This window comes from Hansschlegelia quercus (assembly GCF_004310425.1).
GTDB lineage: Bacteria > Pseudomonadota > Alphaproteobacteria > Rhizobiales > Methylopilaceae > Methylopila > Methylopila quercus.
The window spans coordinates 499718-512993 of sequence record NZ_SIUB01000001.1; the positions used below are offsets into that span (position 1 = coordinate 499718).

The 13276-nt window shown below is 67.5% G+C and carries 14 protein-coding genes; 7 read left to right on the forward strand and 7 right to left on the reverse strand.

Annotation, left to right across the window (positions count from 1 at the left end):
• Window positions 1-126: 126 nt before the first annotated feature.
• Window positions 127-393, forward strand: coding sequence for a DUF1127 domain-containing protein (locus EYR15_RS02390; RefSeq protein ID WP_131001266.1), 267 nt, complete (start codon window positions 127-129; stop codon window positions 391-393).
• Window positions 394-396: 3 nt separating this feature from the next.
• Here the strand turns inward: EYR15_RS02390 and EYR15_RS02395 are convergent, their stop codons facing one another.
• A complete protein-coding gene (locus tag EYR15_RS02395) occupies window positions 397-1185 on the reverse strand; it encodes a DUF937 domain-containing protein (protein WP_131001267.1) in 789 nt (262 codons plus the stop codon).
• A 148-nt stretch (window positions 1186-1333) separates the two neighbouring features.
• Here EYR15_RS02395 and EYR15_RS02400 point away from each other — a divergent pair, with 148 nt between their 5' ends.
• Together EYR15_RS02400 and flhA are read left to right on the forward strand one after the other, a co-directional pair.
• Window positions 1334-2005: a DUF1345 domain-containing protein gene (locus EYR15_RS02400; protein WP_131001268.1), complete on the forward strand. Its 672-nt coding sequence runs from the start codon at window positions 1334-1336 to the stop codon at window positions 2003-2005.
• A gap of 110 nt (window positions 2006-2115) precedes the next feature.
• Window positions 2116-4266, forward strand: a complete 2151-nt coding sequence (gene flhA / locus EYR15_RS02405; protein WP_131001269.1) for a flagellar biosynthesis protein FlhA — start codon at window positions 2116-2118, stop codon at window positions 4264-4266.
• A gap of 171 nt (window positions 4267-4437) precedes the next feature.
• Here flhA and EYR15_RS02410 read toward each other — a convergent pair whose 3' ends face one another.
• The gene (locus EYR15_RS02410; RefSeq protein ID WP_131001270.1) at window positions 4438-4764 is read right to left on the reverse strand and encodes a hypothetical protein; all 327 of its coding nucleotides are present in this window, start codon (window positions 4762-4764) and stop codon (window positions 4438-4440) included.
• A 99-nt stretch (window positions 4765-4863) separates the two neighbouring features.
• Between EYR15_RS02410 and EYR15_RS02415 the strand changes: the two genes are divergently transcribed.
• Window positions 4864-5814: a LysR family transcriptional regulator gene (locus EYR15_RS02415; protein WP_131001271.1), complete on the forward strand. Its 951-nt coding sequence runs from the start codon at window positions 4864-4866 to the stop codon at window positions 5812-5814.
• A gap of 6 nt (window positions 5815-5820) precedes the next feature.
• Here the strand turns inward: EYR15_RS02415 and EYR15_RS02420 are convergent, their stop codons facing one another.
• A complete protein-coding gene (locus EYR15_RS02420) occupies window positions 5821-6507 on the reverse strand; it encodes a YoaK family protein (RefSeq protein ID WP_131001272.1) in 687 nt (228 codons plus the stop codon).
• 318 nt (window positions 6508-6825) lie between these two features.
• Between EYR15_RS02420 and EYR15_RS17050 the strand changes: the two genes are divergently transcribed.
• The gene (locus tag EYR15_RS17050; protein ID WP_245498105.1) at window positions 6826-7845 is read left to right on the forward strand and encodes a lytic transglycosylase domain-containing protein; all 1020 of its coding nucleotides are present in this window, start codon (window positions 6826-6828) and stop codon (window positions 7843-7845) included.
• A gap of 12 nt (window positions 7846-7857) precedes the next feature.
• On the opposite strand, the gene EYR15_RS02430 is transcribed toward EYR15_RS17050, so the two are convergent.
• From EYR15_RS02430 to petA, 4 genes are all read right to left on the reverse strand, one after another.
• A complete protein-coding gene (locus tag EYR15_RS02430; protein WP_131001273.1) occupies window positions 7858-8727 on the reverse strand; it encodes an S-methyl-5'-thioadenosine phosphorylase in 870 nt (289 codons plus the stop codon).
• A gap of 150 nt (window positions 8728-8877) precedes the next feature.
• Window positions 8878-9753 (reverse strand): cytochrome c1, encoded by an 876-nt coding sequence (locus EYR15_RS02435; protein ID WP_131001599.1) that lies wholly within the window; start codon window positions 9751-9753, stop codon window positions 8878-8880.
• Window positions 9754-9767: 14 nt separating this feature from the next.
• A complete protein-coding gene (locus EYR15_RS02440; RefSeq protein ID WP_131001274.1) occupies window positions 9768-11045 on the reverse strand; it encodes a cytochrome b in 1278 nt (425 codons plus the stop codon).
• A gap of 63 nt (window positions 11046-11108) precedes the next feature.
• Window positions 11109-11705 carry a ubiquinol-cytochrome c reductase iron-sulfur subunit gene (gene petA / locus EYR15_RS02445; protein WP_245498106.1) on the reverse strand — a complete coding sequence of 199 codons (597 nt, stop codon included), beginning with the start codon at window positions 11703-11705 and terminating at the stop codon, window positions 11109-11111.
• Between the two features lie 178 nt (window positions 11706-11883).
• Here petA and EYR15_RS02450 point away from each other — a divergent pair, with 178 nt between their 5' ends.
• Both EYR15_RS02450 and hemF read left to right on the forward strand, forming a co-directional pair.
• On the forward strand, window positions 11884-12348 hold the full coding sequence (locus EYR15_RS02450; RefSeq protein ID WP_131001275.1) for a tRNA (cytidine(34)-2'-O)-methyltransferase: 465 nt from the start codon (window positions 11884-11886) through the stop codon (window positions 12346-12348).
• 29 nt (window positions 12349-12377) lie between these two features.
• Window positions 12378-13253 (forward strand): oxygen-dependent coproporphyrinogen oxidase, encoded by an 876-nt coding sequence (gene hemF, locus EYR15_RS02455; protein WP_131001276.1) that lies wholly within the window; start codon window positions 12378-12380, stop codon window positions 13251-13253.
• Window positions 13254-13276 lie beyond the last annotated feature (23 nt).

Genomic DNA, 13276 nt, shown 5'->3' on the forward strand with positions numbered 1-13276 from the left:
CCCCACATTACGAACATTCGTTTTTCTTATCAATTAAGCGCGCGTATCCCGGCCTCCCAGAAGCCGACCGGGCTTCTCGGACATGCGGCCAAAGCCGCGGAAAGGACCTGACTTCAGGAGACGACCATGACCGCCCATCACGTCCCGCATTCCCAGCGGACCGGCTTCGGCCCCCGCGCGTTCGACCATCTCAAGACCCAGGCGAAGGCTTTCGCAGCGACCCTGGTGCGCCGCCGCGCCGTGGGCGAGCTCGCCCGGATGGACGACCGCATGCTGGCCGACGTGGGACTGACGCGCGCCGAGGTCGAATCCGTGAACCGCTGGTCGCTCTGGGGCGACCCGACCATCCGCCTCGCCGAAGCCGCAGCCGAGCGCCACGCAAGGCAGGGGTGACGATCAGCCTCCCTTCTTCGCGCCGCCCCAGAACGCGTCGAAGATCTTCTCCATGGCCTTGGCGTTTTCCGCCTGCCACTCGCGGCTTCCCTCGACGAAAGCGTCGAACGGGGCGCCGCCCGCCTCCGGCCGGTCCTCGTCCCCACGACCGGCCGGAGGCGACTCGGGTTCAGGCGTGGGCCCGGAGCCCGGTCGCTCCGGCGTCGGACGCACGCCGGGGAACATGCCGTTCAGCATTTCCGCCACCATATCGCCCATCATGGTCGCAGCCTCCTTTGGCTCCGCCGCTTCTTCCTGCGCGGCGTTCCGCCCGAACGGCGCCGGGGCGCCCGCTATGTTCCGCCAGTAATCGGCGGCCGGCGCCGCGCCAGGCGCCTTCGACGCCTTCAGGAAGCCGCCGATCAGCACGCCCGCGAGCACCGGCAGAACCTTACGGATGATCTCGGCCTGCACGCCTGACGCTGCCGACGCCTGCGCCGCAACGGCGCGCGAGACGTCCGGCGAGCCGAACAGCGCGGACAGCGCGGCGTCGCCGGGACCCTGCGCGGCGGCGTCGAAGGCCGCGGACTGCATGTCGAAGGCGCGGGCATAGGTCTCGGCGCCGAACATCTGCGACAGGCGCTCGGCCGCCTCCTCGCCCTCGGAGCGGCGCTGGAAAGCCTGGGCAAAGGCGGGAGAGACGGCCGCGGCGGCCGCCCGCATCTGCTCCGGCGACAGGCCATAGGCGCGAGCGAGATTGTCGAAGGCCTGTCCGCCCTGCGCCCGCCTCATCATCTCGAAGACGTCGAACATCGGTTCCACCCCTCTAACGCCCCTTCTCAGGACGATAGGCCGTTCCGGACCGAGGGCAATCGGCGGGCGCGATCGGGATCCAGGACCTTCGCCTTGTCCGCTTCGTGAACATGGCGCAAACCCTGTCGAAAATCAGGGAGAATTGCCGATGGCGCGCTCGCCTTCACCCAAAGCCGATCCGAAGCCGAAGGCGCTCAAAGGCTGGCGGCGTCACGGGCTCCGGCTCGCGGCCTGCGCGGCGTTCGGCGTCGCCGCCGGAGCGCTCGCCGGTCTGTTCGCGCCGGCGAAGATCGCGACCGTCATCGGCTGGGACGCGGCGGCGGCGGCTTACGCCGCTCGAGTCTGGTTCACGCTCTCGCCGATCCCGGCCAAAGAGATCCAGACATGGTCGCGGAAGGAGGACGAAGGCCGCGGCGCGATCACGCTGATCCTAACCGCCGCCGTCGCGGGAAGCTTCGCCGCGATCTTCGACATGGTCTCCGCGAAGTCCGGCGGGGCGGCTCTGGCGCTCGGCGCCCTCACGATCCTGATCTCTTGGATGCTGCTTCATACGACCTTCGCTGCGCATTACGCCCATCGCTGCTTCGACGGCGGCCCGGACAAGCCGGGCATCGACTTCCCCGGCGGGCCGCCTGTGTTCAGCGACTTCGCCTACTATGCCTTCACGATCGGCATGACCTTCCAGGTCTCAGACACCGACACTCAATCGAGCGCCATGCGCCGGCTGACCCTGCTGCATGGGGTCGTATCGTTCGTGTTCAACACGGTGATCATCGCGATCAGCGTGAGCCTGGCGTCGAATTTGATGGGCGGCAAATAACCTTGAGGCGCGTTCCGGCGTCCCGTTAACCCAGGCTTAACCGCTCTTAACCCTCAGCTAACCGTGCGGGCGGCAAAACTTGCCGGGTCGCGGGTTGGCGGGGAATGCGCATGACGGATCTGACGGTGGCGGAAGCCGCGAAGCCGGTCGCGGCCGCAGGCGGCGGCGTCCGGCTGCCGGTGGTCCTGAACCGCGCGTGGGACGTCGTCCGCAACGGCGACATCGGGCTCGCGCTCGGCGTTCTCGTCATCCTCTGCGTGCTGATCGTCCCGCTCCCGTCCTTCCTGCTGGACCTGCTGCTCGCGATCTCGATCATCCTGTCCGTGCTGATCCTGATGACGGCGCTGTTCATCGAGCGCCCGCTGGAATTCTCGGCGTTTCCGACCGTGCTGCTGGTCGCGACCATGCTGCGGCTGTCGCTCAACCTCGCCTCGACGCGCCTGATCCTCGCCCATGGCCACGAGGGTACGGACGCCGCCGGCCACGTCATCGAAGCCTTTGGCAACTTCGTGATGGGCGGCAATTTCGTCATCGGCGTCATCGTGTTCGCGATCCTGGTGATCGTGAACTTCGTCGTCATCACCAAGGGTTCGGGCCGCATCGCCGAAGTCGCGGCGCGCTTCACCCTCGACGCCATGCCCGGCAAGCAGATGGCGATCGACGCGGACCTTTCGGCCGGACTGATCGACGAGGCCACCGCCAAGGTCCGCCGCAAGGATCTCGAGGACGAGAGCACGTTCTTCGGCGCGATGGACGGCGCGTCCAAATTCGTGCGCGGCGACGCGATCGCGGGCCTGCTGATCGTGTTCATCAACGTGCTCGGCGGCATGGTGATCGGCATCGCGCAGAACGGCCTTGGCTTCGCCGAAGCCGCACATTCCTACACCCTGCTGTCGATTGGCGACGGCCTCGTCAGCCAGATCCCGGCGCTGGTGGTCTCGACCGCGGCCGGCATGCTGGTGTCGAAGGCGGGCGTCTCCGGCTCCGCCGACAAGGCGCTGATGAAGCAGCTCTCCGGCTACCCGAAGGCGCTTGCGCTCGCGGCCGTCGTCATGGGCGTGATGTCGCTGCTGCCGGGCATTCCGCTGATCCCGTTCGCGGGGCTCGCCGCCGGCGCCGGCTGGCTCGCCTATCGTTCGGAGCAGGCGAACCGCGTCGCCGACGCCGAGCGCGTCGCGAAGATCGCAACCGAGGCCGCCGGCGGCGCGGAGGGCGCCGCGGCCGAGGAGCCGGTCGCGGCTGCGCTGAAGATGGACGATCTGAAGATCGAGCTCGGTTACGCCCTGCTGCCGCTGGTCGACGCCTCGGAAGGCCCGGACAAGCTGACTGAGCAGATCAAGGCGCTCCGCCGCACGATCGCGGCCGAGATGGGCTTCCTGATGCCGTCGGTCCGCCTGCTCGACAATCTCCAGCTCCAGCCGAACGCCTATTCGGTGAAGGTGAAGGAGGTCGAGGCCGGCGCGGGCACCGCCTATCCGGCGCAGTTCATGGTCATGGACCCGAGCGGCGGACAGGTGAACCTGCCGGGCGTCCATACGATCGAGCCGACCTTCGGCCTGCCCGCCACCTGGGTCGACGGCTCCCTGCGCGAAGAAGCCAACATCCGCGGCTACACGGTTGTGGACGCAACCACCGTGCTCTCGACGCATCTGTCCGAGATCATCAAGGCGAACATGCCGGACCTGCTGTCCTACGGGGAGGTCTCCAAGCTTCTGAAGGAGCTGCCCAAGGAGCAGCAGAAGCTCGTCGAGGACCTCATCCCGAGCCAGATCTCGACGACCGGCGTCCAGCGGGTGCTGCAGCTGCTGCTCGTCGAGCGGGTGTCGATCCGCGACCTCGGCGCGATCCTCGAGGGGATCGCGGAGGCGATCTCCTTCACGCGCGGCCCGGCGCAGATCGTCGAGCACGTGCGGTCGCGCCTGTCGCGCCAGCTCTGCGCGCAGCACCAGGCGATGGGCGGCTACCTGCCGCTGGTCTCGCTGTCGCCGGCCTGGGAGCAGGCCTTTGCGGAATCGATCGTCGGAACCGGTGAGGAGAAGAGCCTGGCCATGGCGCCGTCCAAGCTGCACGAGTTCATCGCAGGCGTGCGCGACCGCTTCGAGGAGGCCGCCAAAATCGGCGAGCAGCCCGTGCTGCTGACCTCGGCCACCGCCCGGCCCTTCGTGCGCTCGATCGTCGAACGCTTCCGCAACCAGACGCCGGTCATGTCGCAGAACGAGATCCATCCGCGCGCCCGCCTGAAGACGGTCGGCAGCATCTGAGGGCAGCGATCAGGCTGGGCGTGCTTCGAGACGCCGACCTGACGGCCGGCTCCTCAGCACGAGGGATGTTCAGCAGCTCAAACGGTCCTCATGCTGAGGAGCGCCAAAGGCGCGTCTCGAAGCACGCAGTCGGCCGCCGCGCCCTTGGGAGGCGCGGCGGCGGCTCTTAGTTCACGAGCCGGTCAGCTCGGCGGAGGCGAACCAGCGGACGGCGCCGGCGGTCGCCTTGCCGCCCTGACGCTGGACGTCGGCGACGCTGGTCGCGACGCCGTCGGTCGCGTAGTGCATCACCCCGACGGAGCCGGGGCTCTGCGTGGCGGCCGCGGCAGCAGCCGACGGCGCGATCGGCGACAGCGGGCGGTCGACCGTCGAGCTCAGCACGATTGCGGGCGACGCCTCACCGGCGAGAGCCGGCCCGGCGGCGACGAGGACCGCCGAGACGGCGGCATAGGCCGCAAACGCTGCGGCGGCTGACAAGGCGACAATGCGGTTGGACATGACAGAACCTCAGAGTTTGGCTTCGGGTCGATTGCCCGTCGCGTCTTGAGGTCGAATGTGCTTATACCGGCATCATGAATCAAACCGATTGATTTCATAATGCCTATCGATCACGCTAATTTAGCTAAGCTGGACCTCAACCTTCTGGTCGCGTTCGACGCGCTGATGTCGGAGGGCGCGGTCACCCGCGCCGCGGCCAAGGTCGGGCTCGGCCAGTCCGCCATGAGCCATACGCTCGGCCGGCTGCGGACCACATTTGACGACGAGCTCTTCGTCCGGACGCCGACGGGCATGCGCCCGACGCCGAAGGCCGCGGCGCTGGCCGAACCTGTCCGTGCGGCGCTCGCGCAGATGGAGGCGATCATGGCGCCGCCGGCGGCGTTCGATCCTCTCACCGCCAGGCGCAGCTTCACCATCGGGCTGCCGGACTCGACCGAGATGCTGCTCGTTCCGCGCCTCGTGGCGCATCTCAGCGCCGTCGCGCCGGGCGTCGACCTTTTGATTCGCAGCATCGACCGCATCCGCATCCTTGATGATCTGGATTCCGGCCGCGTCGACCTCGGCATCGGCCTGTTCGAGGACGGCGCCGCGCATCACAAGCGCCGCCTGCTCCATCGCGACAATTACGTCTGCATCTTCAATCCGGCACTGGTCGGCGTCGAGCCGCCGATCTCGCTCGAGGATTACGTCCGGCTGCCGCACGTGCTGACGAGCCTCGTCGAGAGCGCCCACGGCGTGGTCGACGACGCGCTTGGCAAGCTCGGTCTCACCCGCCGCATCGCGCTGACCTCGCCGCGCTTCAGCGCAGTGCCTTTCGTGGTGCGCGAGGCGCCGGTGATCGCGACGATGCATTCGCGCGTCGCCCGGTTCTTCGCCGGCTCGATGGGCCTCGCGATCAGCCCCGCCCCGGTCGAACTGCCTGATTTCGCGATCTCGATGATGTGGCACGCTTCATACGACAACGATCCCGCCCATCGCTGGCTGCGCGAGACGATCCGTCGCCTACGCGCAAACGAGCCGCAGGCGGTCGCGGAATTGAAGCTGGGCTGAGGCGCCTCAGGCTTTAGCGGACGCATCCGCAGGATCGGGCAGAACCATCGCGACGGCGGCGAGAACCGGCGGGGCGGCGAAGCACCAGCCCGGCGCGTAAGCGAAAAAGATCGCCGCGGCGGCGCAGCCGAGGGCGAAGACCGCAACCGCGAGCGACATCCGCTTCAGGCGCGCCTTGGCGGCGGCCCTGACGTCGTCCCGCATGTCTCTACGCATGAGTTCGGCGACGTCGATCATGATCTGGGTGGTAGTGCCGGTCATGATCGTGGTCGGCGGGAACGCCGACAGATGGAGGCGCTGGGCGGCGTTCTGTATCGCCATGGCCGCGACGAGCGCTCCGCCGATCGCGAGAGCCGTGGGCGCGTCGCCGTTCGGAAACGGCCCGAACTGGACGGCGAGCACGGACGCCGCGACCAGCAGGAGGAATTGCAGGAACAGCAGCGACCTCAGCGGCGACATCTTTGCCCGCGCGAGCAGATGACCAAGCAGCGTCGCAAGCGCCACGACCACGCAGAACAGCGGCAGCGCCAGCAGCTTCGCGAGCGTGCCGGACGCGCCGGTGACGAGCGCCGCGCCGAGCGTCACGAAGTTTCCGGTGACGTGGGTGGTGAACAGGCCGTGCAGCGCGAGAAACCCGGCAGTGTCGACGAAGCCCGCATTGAGGCTCAGCGCGGCAGGCAACGCGTCTCTCATCGGCTTCTCCAATGTGTCGCGGGCCATGCTAGCGCAAGCGATATGCGCGCGAGAAGCAATGAACCGATCGCGACGAGGCGACGTATTCACGCCGCCCGGGGCTCTCGAGTTCGGGGCGCTCGAGGCCGTGTCGCCCCCACATGGCCATCATCGAGCGGCGGACGCCTCGGCGACGAGACGTCCGCCTTCCTTTTCCCTTTTAACGGGCGCTGCAGACGCCGGACCGAAAGGCAATGCGGCGCAGATCGGGCGGAGTCACGGTCTGGCCTTATTTTCAGGCGATCAGAATACCTCGTGCGTCGGCCAAGGGACGGGGACTTGAAGTCAGTCGTATTTGGGGTCGTGATTGCGGCCGGTTGCGCTCAAGGCGCTGTATGCGCCGAACGTCAGGCCGCTCCTGCGGCCTATGACGCGATCATCGCGAAGCATGCGCGCGCCAACGGCGTGCCGGAATCCTTGATCCGGCGGATCATCGTCCGCGAGAGCCGATACAATCCCAGCGCCCGCAACGGCGGGCATTACGGCATGATGCAGATCAAGCCGGCCACCGCGAAGTCGATGGGCTATCAGGGCGACGCCGCCGGGCTGCTCGACGCCGACACCAACCTCACCTACGGCGTGCGTTACCTCGCGGGCGCCTACAAAGTCGCCGGCGGAAATGAGAGCCGCGCTGTCGGCCTCTACGCCAGCGGCTATTACTACGACGCCAAGCGCAAGGGTATGCTGGCGGATGTCGGCATGGGCCGCGACGGCAAGTTCCGCTCTGGACCCGTGCAGCCCGCAACGACTTCTTTCCAGCTCGCGGCCGCGGAGCCTGCAAAGGTGCAGTCGGTTAAGGCGGAGCCGGTCAAAGCTGTGACCGCCCAGCCTGAGATCGCCGCCGTCCCGCTGCCGCCGGTCCGCGACGTGCAGATCGCCGCCTCGACTGCGTCTGTCGAGCGCAAGCCGTCCTTCCTCGTCCGCCAGCCTGCGAAGCCCGCTGAGGCGCAGATCGCCGCGGTTAGCACGCCGGCCGTCCCGTCGGCGCCGCTGCCGCCCGTGCGCGGCGTCATGCCGGCGGTTGTCGCCAAGGCAAAGGTTCCTGCCGCGCCGGTCGCCCAGGCTGTCGCCTCCGCAGCCGTTCCGCTGCCGCGCGCTCGCAACGCCGAGACTGTCGAGGTTCAGACGCACATCGCGGCGGCGCCGCCGAAGCGCGTGATCGGCGCCAACGCTCAGCCGGTATTGGCCTCGGCCGGCCCGACGCTGCCCATGAAGCCCCGTCAGCCCAGCGCGCCTTCGGCGCCGGCTTTGGGCTTCGCATCCGATCCGGACATGACCGGCAGCATCGGCACGCGCTGAGGGAAATCGCCCTCAGAGTACCCGGCTAGCGATCGCTTCGAGCTTGGCCATCAGCGCAGGGTCGCGGAAGTCGGGCGGCGTGAGGATCGCGTAGTCCAGCGCACGGTCCGAACCGACCGGGCAGGCCTCGCGCTCCTCCGGAAACTCCGCCGCCAGCCGCGCGACGAGACGCCCGGCCGCCGCAACATTTGCGCGCATCACCTCAAGAATCGAAGACACCTCCACGCCGGCTTCCTGCGGTCGCCAAGCGTCGTAATCCGTCACCATTGCGACGGTCGCATAGGAGATCTCGGCCTCGCGGGCGAGCTTCGCCTCCGGCATGTTGGTCATGCCGACGACGGAGGCCCCCATCGCCTTGTAGGCGCTGGATTCCGCACGGGTCGAGAATTGCGGCCCCTCCATGCAGACGTAGGTTCCGCCGACGATGTGCGCGAGGTTCTCCTCGGCCGCAGCCTTGGCGAGACGCGCGACGAGGTTCGGCGCGACGGGATCCGAGAACGCGACATGGGCGACGCAGCCGGCGCCGAAGAACGAGCTCTCGCGGCGGAAGGTGCGGTCTATGAACTGGTCGACCAGCACGAACATGCCCGGCGGCAGGTCCTCGCGGTAGGAGCCGCAGGCCGACAGCGAGACGAGGTCGGTGACCCCTGCCCGCTTCAGCGCGTCGATATTCGCGCGATAGTCGATGTCGGAGGGCGAGAAGCGGTGCCCGATCCCATGGCGCGGCAGGAAGACGATCCGCGTCGCGCCGATGCGGCCTTCCTTCAGAGGCGCCGAGGGCTCGCCCCAGGGCGTGGCGACGTCGAGCTCGCGGACATCCTGCAGTCCGGGGAGGTCATAGAGGCCGGAGCCGCCGATGATCCCGAGCGTCGCCTTGGCCATGCCGTCTCCCCTAAACCGTCATCCCGGACGGCGCGACGCGCCGAGCCGGGATCGTCAGCAGGATAACGCGCCTTTTCCCGGAGAACGATCCCGGCTCTCGCTTCGCTCGGCCGGGATTACGCCGCCCCTATTGGACGCTTGAGGTTCAGGTCAGGCGTGTTCGGTGTCCCAGCGATGCCAGACGCGCTTCTTCACCGCGTAGAGCAGGCCGGCGAAGACGACGAGGAAGAAGATGACCACCGCGCCCAGATGCTTGCGCGCCATCATGTGCGGCTCGGCCGCCCAAGTGAGGAAGGCGGCGACGTCCTTGCCGTACTGGTCGACCGTGGTCGGCGTGCCGTCGGGATAGTCGACCTGGCCGTCCGAGATCGGCTTCGCCATGCCGATCCAGTGGCCGGGGAAGTATCTGTTGTAGTGCAGGCCGGCCTTGGGCGCCTTCACGTCGGCCGGCGGCTCCTCGTAGCCCCCGAGCAAGGCATGGATGTAGTCCTGCCCCTGCTCCTGGTACTGCGTGAAGATATCGAACACGAACTGCGGGAAGCCGCGCTCATAGGTGCGGGCCTTGGCGAGCGTCGACATGTCCGGCGGATGGGCGCCGCCATTCGCGGCGCGAGCCGCCTCCTCGTTCGGGAACGGGCTCGGGAAGCGGTCGGAGAGACGCCCCGGACGCTCGAACATGTCGCCGCTGTCGTTCGGACCGTCCTTGATCTTGTATTCCGCGGCGATGGTCTTGGCCTGCTCCTCGGAGAAACCGAGGCCGCCATGCTCCGCGAGATTGCGGAACGCCACCCGATCGAGGCTGTGGCAGTTCGAGCAGACCTCGCGATAGATCTTGAAGCCGCGCTGCAGCTGCGCCGTGTTGAACCTGCCGAACGGACCCGAGAACGACCAGCTCTGCGCCGGCGGGTGCTCCTGCTCGGCCGCCGACGCAACCATCGTCAGGCCGGGCAGCGCCAAGCCCGCGCCGAAAATGAGGGCGGCCGCGCGCGCCGCCATGCGAGCGTTCATGATCTTGTCCTGAAGCATCGTCGCCACGCCGCTCACGCCGCGCCCGGAGCCGGCGGCGCCAGGCCGGGCTCCCCGGGCCGCGTCTTGACCCTCTTCAGGACGGATTCCGCGATCGACGCGGGCAGCGGCCTCGGGGTCTCGATCCGGCTGACGACGGGCAGGATCAGGAGAAGATGGAAGAAGTACCAGAAGGTCGCGAGCCGCGAGATCGGGATGTACCAGCCCTCCGGCGGCTTGGAGCCGAGCCAGCCGAGCATCACGCAGTCCACGGCGAAGATCACCAGGAAGATCCGGTAGATCGGCCGGTAGTTGCAGGAGCGCACCCTAGAGCCGTCGAGCCACGGCAGCACCAGCAGGACGGCGATCGCCGAGAACATGGCGAGCACGCCGCCGAGCTTGGACGGGATGGCGCGCAGGATCGCGTAGAACGGCAGGAAGTACCATTCCGGCACGATGTGCGCAGGCGTGACCAGCGGGTTCGCCTCGGTGTAGTTGTCGGCGTGGCCGAGGAAGTTCGGCGTGTAGAAGACGAACCACGCGAACATGATGAAGAAGCACACCAGCGCAAAGCCGTCCTTCAGCGTCGCATAGGGGCTGAAGGGAACGGTGTCCTTGCGGATGTCCTTCACGTCGACGCCGGTCGGATTGTTCTGGCCGACATGATGCAGCGCCCAGATATGCAGGCCGACCACGCCCGCGATCATGAAGGGCAGCAGATAATGCAGCGCGAAGAAGCGGTTGAGCGTCGGGTCGCCGACCGAGAAGCCGCCCCACAGCCACGTCACGATCGACGAGCCGACCACGGGGATGGCCGAGAACAGATTGGTGATGACGGTCGCGCCCCAGAACGACATCTGCCCCCAGGGCAGCACGTAGCCCATGAAGGCGGTCGCCATCATCAGCAGCAGGATGATGACGCCAAGGATCCAGATCACCTCGCGCGGCGCCTGATAGGAGCCGTAATAAAGCCCGCGGAAGATGTGGATGTAGACGGCGATGAAGAACATCGACGCGCCGTTGGCGTGCAGATAGCGCAGCAGCCAGCCGTAATTGACGTCGCGCATGATCTTCTCGACCGAGCCGAAGGCGAGATCGGCGGACGGCACGTAGTGCATCGCCAGCACGATGCCGGTCACGATCTGCGCGACGAGCATCACTGAGAGGATGCCGCCGAAGGTCCAGAAATAGTTGAGATTGCGCGGCACCGGGTAGGCGATCGCGCTCGAATGCACCAGGCCGACGATGGGCAGCCGGTCTTCGAACCACCGCGCCACGCCTGATTTCGGCTTATAGACCGAATGACCTTCCATTGACGTCCGTCCCTCCAGCGCCCGCCTCGTTGGACCGGCGTCTTTTTGATTAAGAAGAGCGGCTCAGCCGATCTTGACCTTTGTGTCCGACTCGAAGGCGTAAGGGGGAATGTCGAGGTTCTGCGGCGCGGGCCCCCGCCGGATGCGGCCGGCCGCGTCGTAGTGCGAGCCGTGGCACGGGCAGAGCCAGCCGCCGAAATCGCCGGAATTCGCCAAGGGGACGCAACCGAGATGCGTGCAGACGCCGACGACGATCAGCCAGTTCTCCTTGCCTTCCGCAGCGCGGTTGGCGTCGGTCGCGGGCGCATCGGGCTCGAGGTTTTCGTTGCGGGCCATCGGGTCGACAAGATCGCCGAGCGGGACCTGCTTCGCCTTCTCGATCTGGTCCTTGGTGCGGTTCCAGACGAAGACCGGCTTGCCGCGCCACTTGACCGTGATCACCTGACCTTCGGCGACCTGGGAGAGGTCGATCTCGGTCGAGGACAGAGCGAGCTCGGAGGCGTCGGGGTTCATCTGCGCGATGAACGGCCAAGCGAGGAAGCCGGCGCCGACGGCGGCCGCCGCGCCGGTCGCGAGGAAGAGGAAATCGCGCCGATCAGGATCCGGCGCGCCATGTTCATGGACGTCGTGCGTCGAAGTCGCTTCCAGGGTCGCCTCCACAGCGCGTTCGCGCCGCTGGCGGAGCTCTCCGCTTCGACGCCCGGCCGCTCTTTTGAACGGCTCTCATTGGGTCCGCTTCTCGCACCCACCCGAAAAACTGTCCAGCCTATGGCGAAAGTTTGAGACATCGTGTCGCAGCGCGTCTTTTTCGCGCGGCTGAATTGGGGCTAGATCGTTCATGAGACTGGCGCTTTTCCAGCCCGACATCCCGCAGAACGCAGGCACGATGTTGCGCCTCGCGGCCTGCCTCGGCGTTGCAGTCGATATCGTGGAGCCCGCCGGCTTCCCGGTCTCCGACCGCGCCTTCCGCCGCGCGGGCCTCGACTATCTCGACCACGTCGAGATCGTCCGCCACGCGAGCTTCGCCGCATTCGAGCAGGCGCGTCGCGGCCGTCTGGTGCTGCTGACGACCAAGGCCGCGACCTCCTTCCTCGAGGTCGAGCACCTCCCCGACGACGTGCTGATGGTCGGCCGCGAAAGCGCCGGCGCGCCCGACGAGGTCCACGCGGTGGCCGACCTTCGGATCGCGATTCCGATGCGGCCGGGGCTGCGGTCGCTCAACGTCGCGGTGGCGGCCGCCATGGTCCTGACCGAAGCGCTGCGGCAGACCGGCGGGTTTCCATCCATGGCTCCCGAACGTTAGACGGTGGCGCGCCGCTCCGGAGACCGACCATGACGCTCGTCGACATCGAAGCCCGAAAGGCCCGGACAAAGGCCTGGTTCGAGGAACTGCGCGACCGGCTGCACGCCGCCTTCGAGGCTCTTGAAGACGAATCGACGGCGGACGGCGCGCCCGGCCGGTTCGAGCGGACGCCCTGGTCGCGCACCGATCACACCGGCGCGGATGGCGGCGGCGGCGTGATGGGGCTGATGAAGGGACGGGTATTCGAGAAGGTCGGCATCCACGTCTCGACCGTCCACGGCGAGTTCGCGCCCGAGTTCCGCAAGGACATTCCGGGCGCGATGGAGGCGCCGGGGTTTTGGGCGTCGGGCATCTCGCTCATCGCTCACCCCGTGAACCCAAACGTGCCGACTGTGCATATGAACACCCGACAGGTCGTGACCAGCAAAGCCTGGTTCGGCGGCGGCGCGGACTTGACGCCTGTGCTCGACCGCCGGCGGTCTCAAGAAGACCCGGACACGCAGGCGTTCCACGCGGCGTTCAAGCGAGCCTGCGCGGCGCATGCGGTCGCGGACTACCCGAAGTTCAAGGCGTGGTGCGACGACTACTTCATGCTGAAGCACCGCAACGAACCGCGTGGCGTCGGCGGCATATTCTACGATTGGCTCGACACCGGCGAGTTCGAGGCCGACTTCGCCTTCACCCGCGCGGTCGGCGAGGCTTTTCTTGACGTGTACCCGCACATCGTGCGTGCGAACTTCGGGAAGAGCTGGGAGCAGAAGGACCGCGACGAACAGCTCGTCCGCCGCGGGCGCTACGTCGAGTTCAACCTGCTTTACGACCGCGGCACGATCTTCGGGTTGAAGACCGGGGGCAACGTGGCGTCGATCTTGTCGTCGCTTCCGCCGCATGCGGCTTGGCCGTGAAGCGCACGGCGCGCGCGCTGAGT

Bases quoted from the DNA above. Each gene is read 5' to 3' on its own strand.
- EYR15_RS02400 (WP_131001268.1), top strand. From the start codon at position 1,334: ATGGCGCGCTCGCCTTCACCCAAAGCCGATCCGAAGCCGAAGGCGCTC.
- EYR15_RS02435 (WP_131001599.1), bottom strand. From the start codon at position 9,753: ATGCTTCAGGACAAGATCATGAACGCTCGCATGGCGGCGCGCGCGGCC.
- hemF (WP_131001276.1), top strand. From the start codon at position 12,378: ATGACGCTCGTCGACATCGAAGCCCGAAAGGCCCGGACAAAGGCCTGG.
- EYR15_RS02440 (WP_131001274.1), bottom strand. From the start codon at position 11,045: ATGGAAGGTCATTCGGTCTATAAGCCGAAATCAGGCGTGGCGCGGTGG.
- EYR15_RS02390 (WP_131001266.1), top strand. From the start codon at position 127: ATGACCGCCCATCACGTCCCGCATTCCCAGCGGACCGGCTTCGGCCCC.
- EYR15_RS02395 (WP_131001267.1), bottom strand. From the start codon at position 1,185: ATGTTCGACGTCTTCGAGATGATGAGGCGGGCGCAGGGCGGACAGGCC.
- EYR15_RS02410 (WP_131001270.1), bottom strand. From the start codon at position 4,764: ATGTCCAACCGCATTGTCGCCTTGTCAGCCGCCGCAGCGTTTGCGGCC.
- EYR15_RS02430 (WP_131001273.1), bottom strand. From the start codon at position 8,727: ATGGCCAAGGCGACGCTCGGGATCATCGGCGGCTCCGGCCTCTATGAC.
- EYR15_RS02415 (WP_131001271.1), top strand. From the start codon at position 4,864: ATGCCTATCGATCACGCTAATTTAGCTAAGCTGGACCTCAACCTTCTG.
- EYR15_RS02450 (WP_131001275.1), top strand. From the start codon at position 11,884: ATGAGACTGGCGCTTTTCCAGCCCGACATCCCGCAGAACGCAGGCACG.
- flhA (WP_131001269.1), top strand. From the start codon at position 2,116: ATGACGGATCTGACGGTGGCGGAAGCCGCGAAGCCGGTCGCGGCCGCA.
- EYR15_RS02420 (WP_131001272.1), bottom strand. From the start codon at position 6,507: ATGAGAGACGCGTTGCCTGCCGCGCTGAGCCTCAATGCGGGCTTCGTC.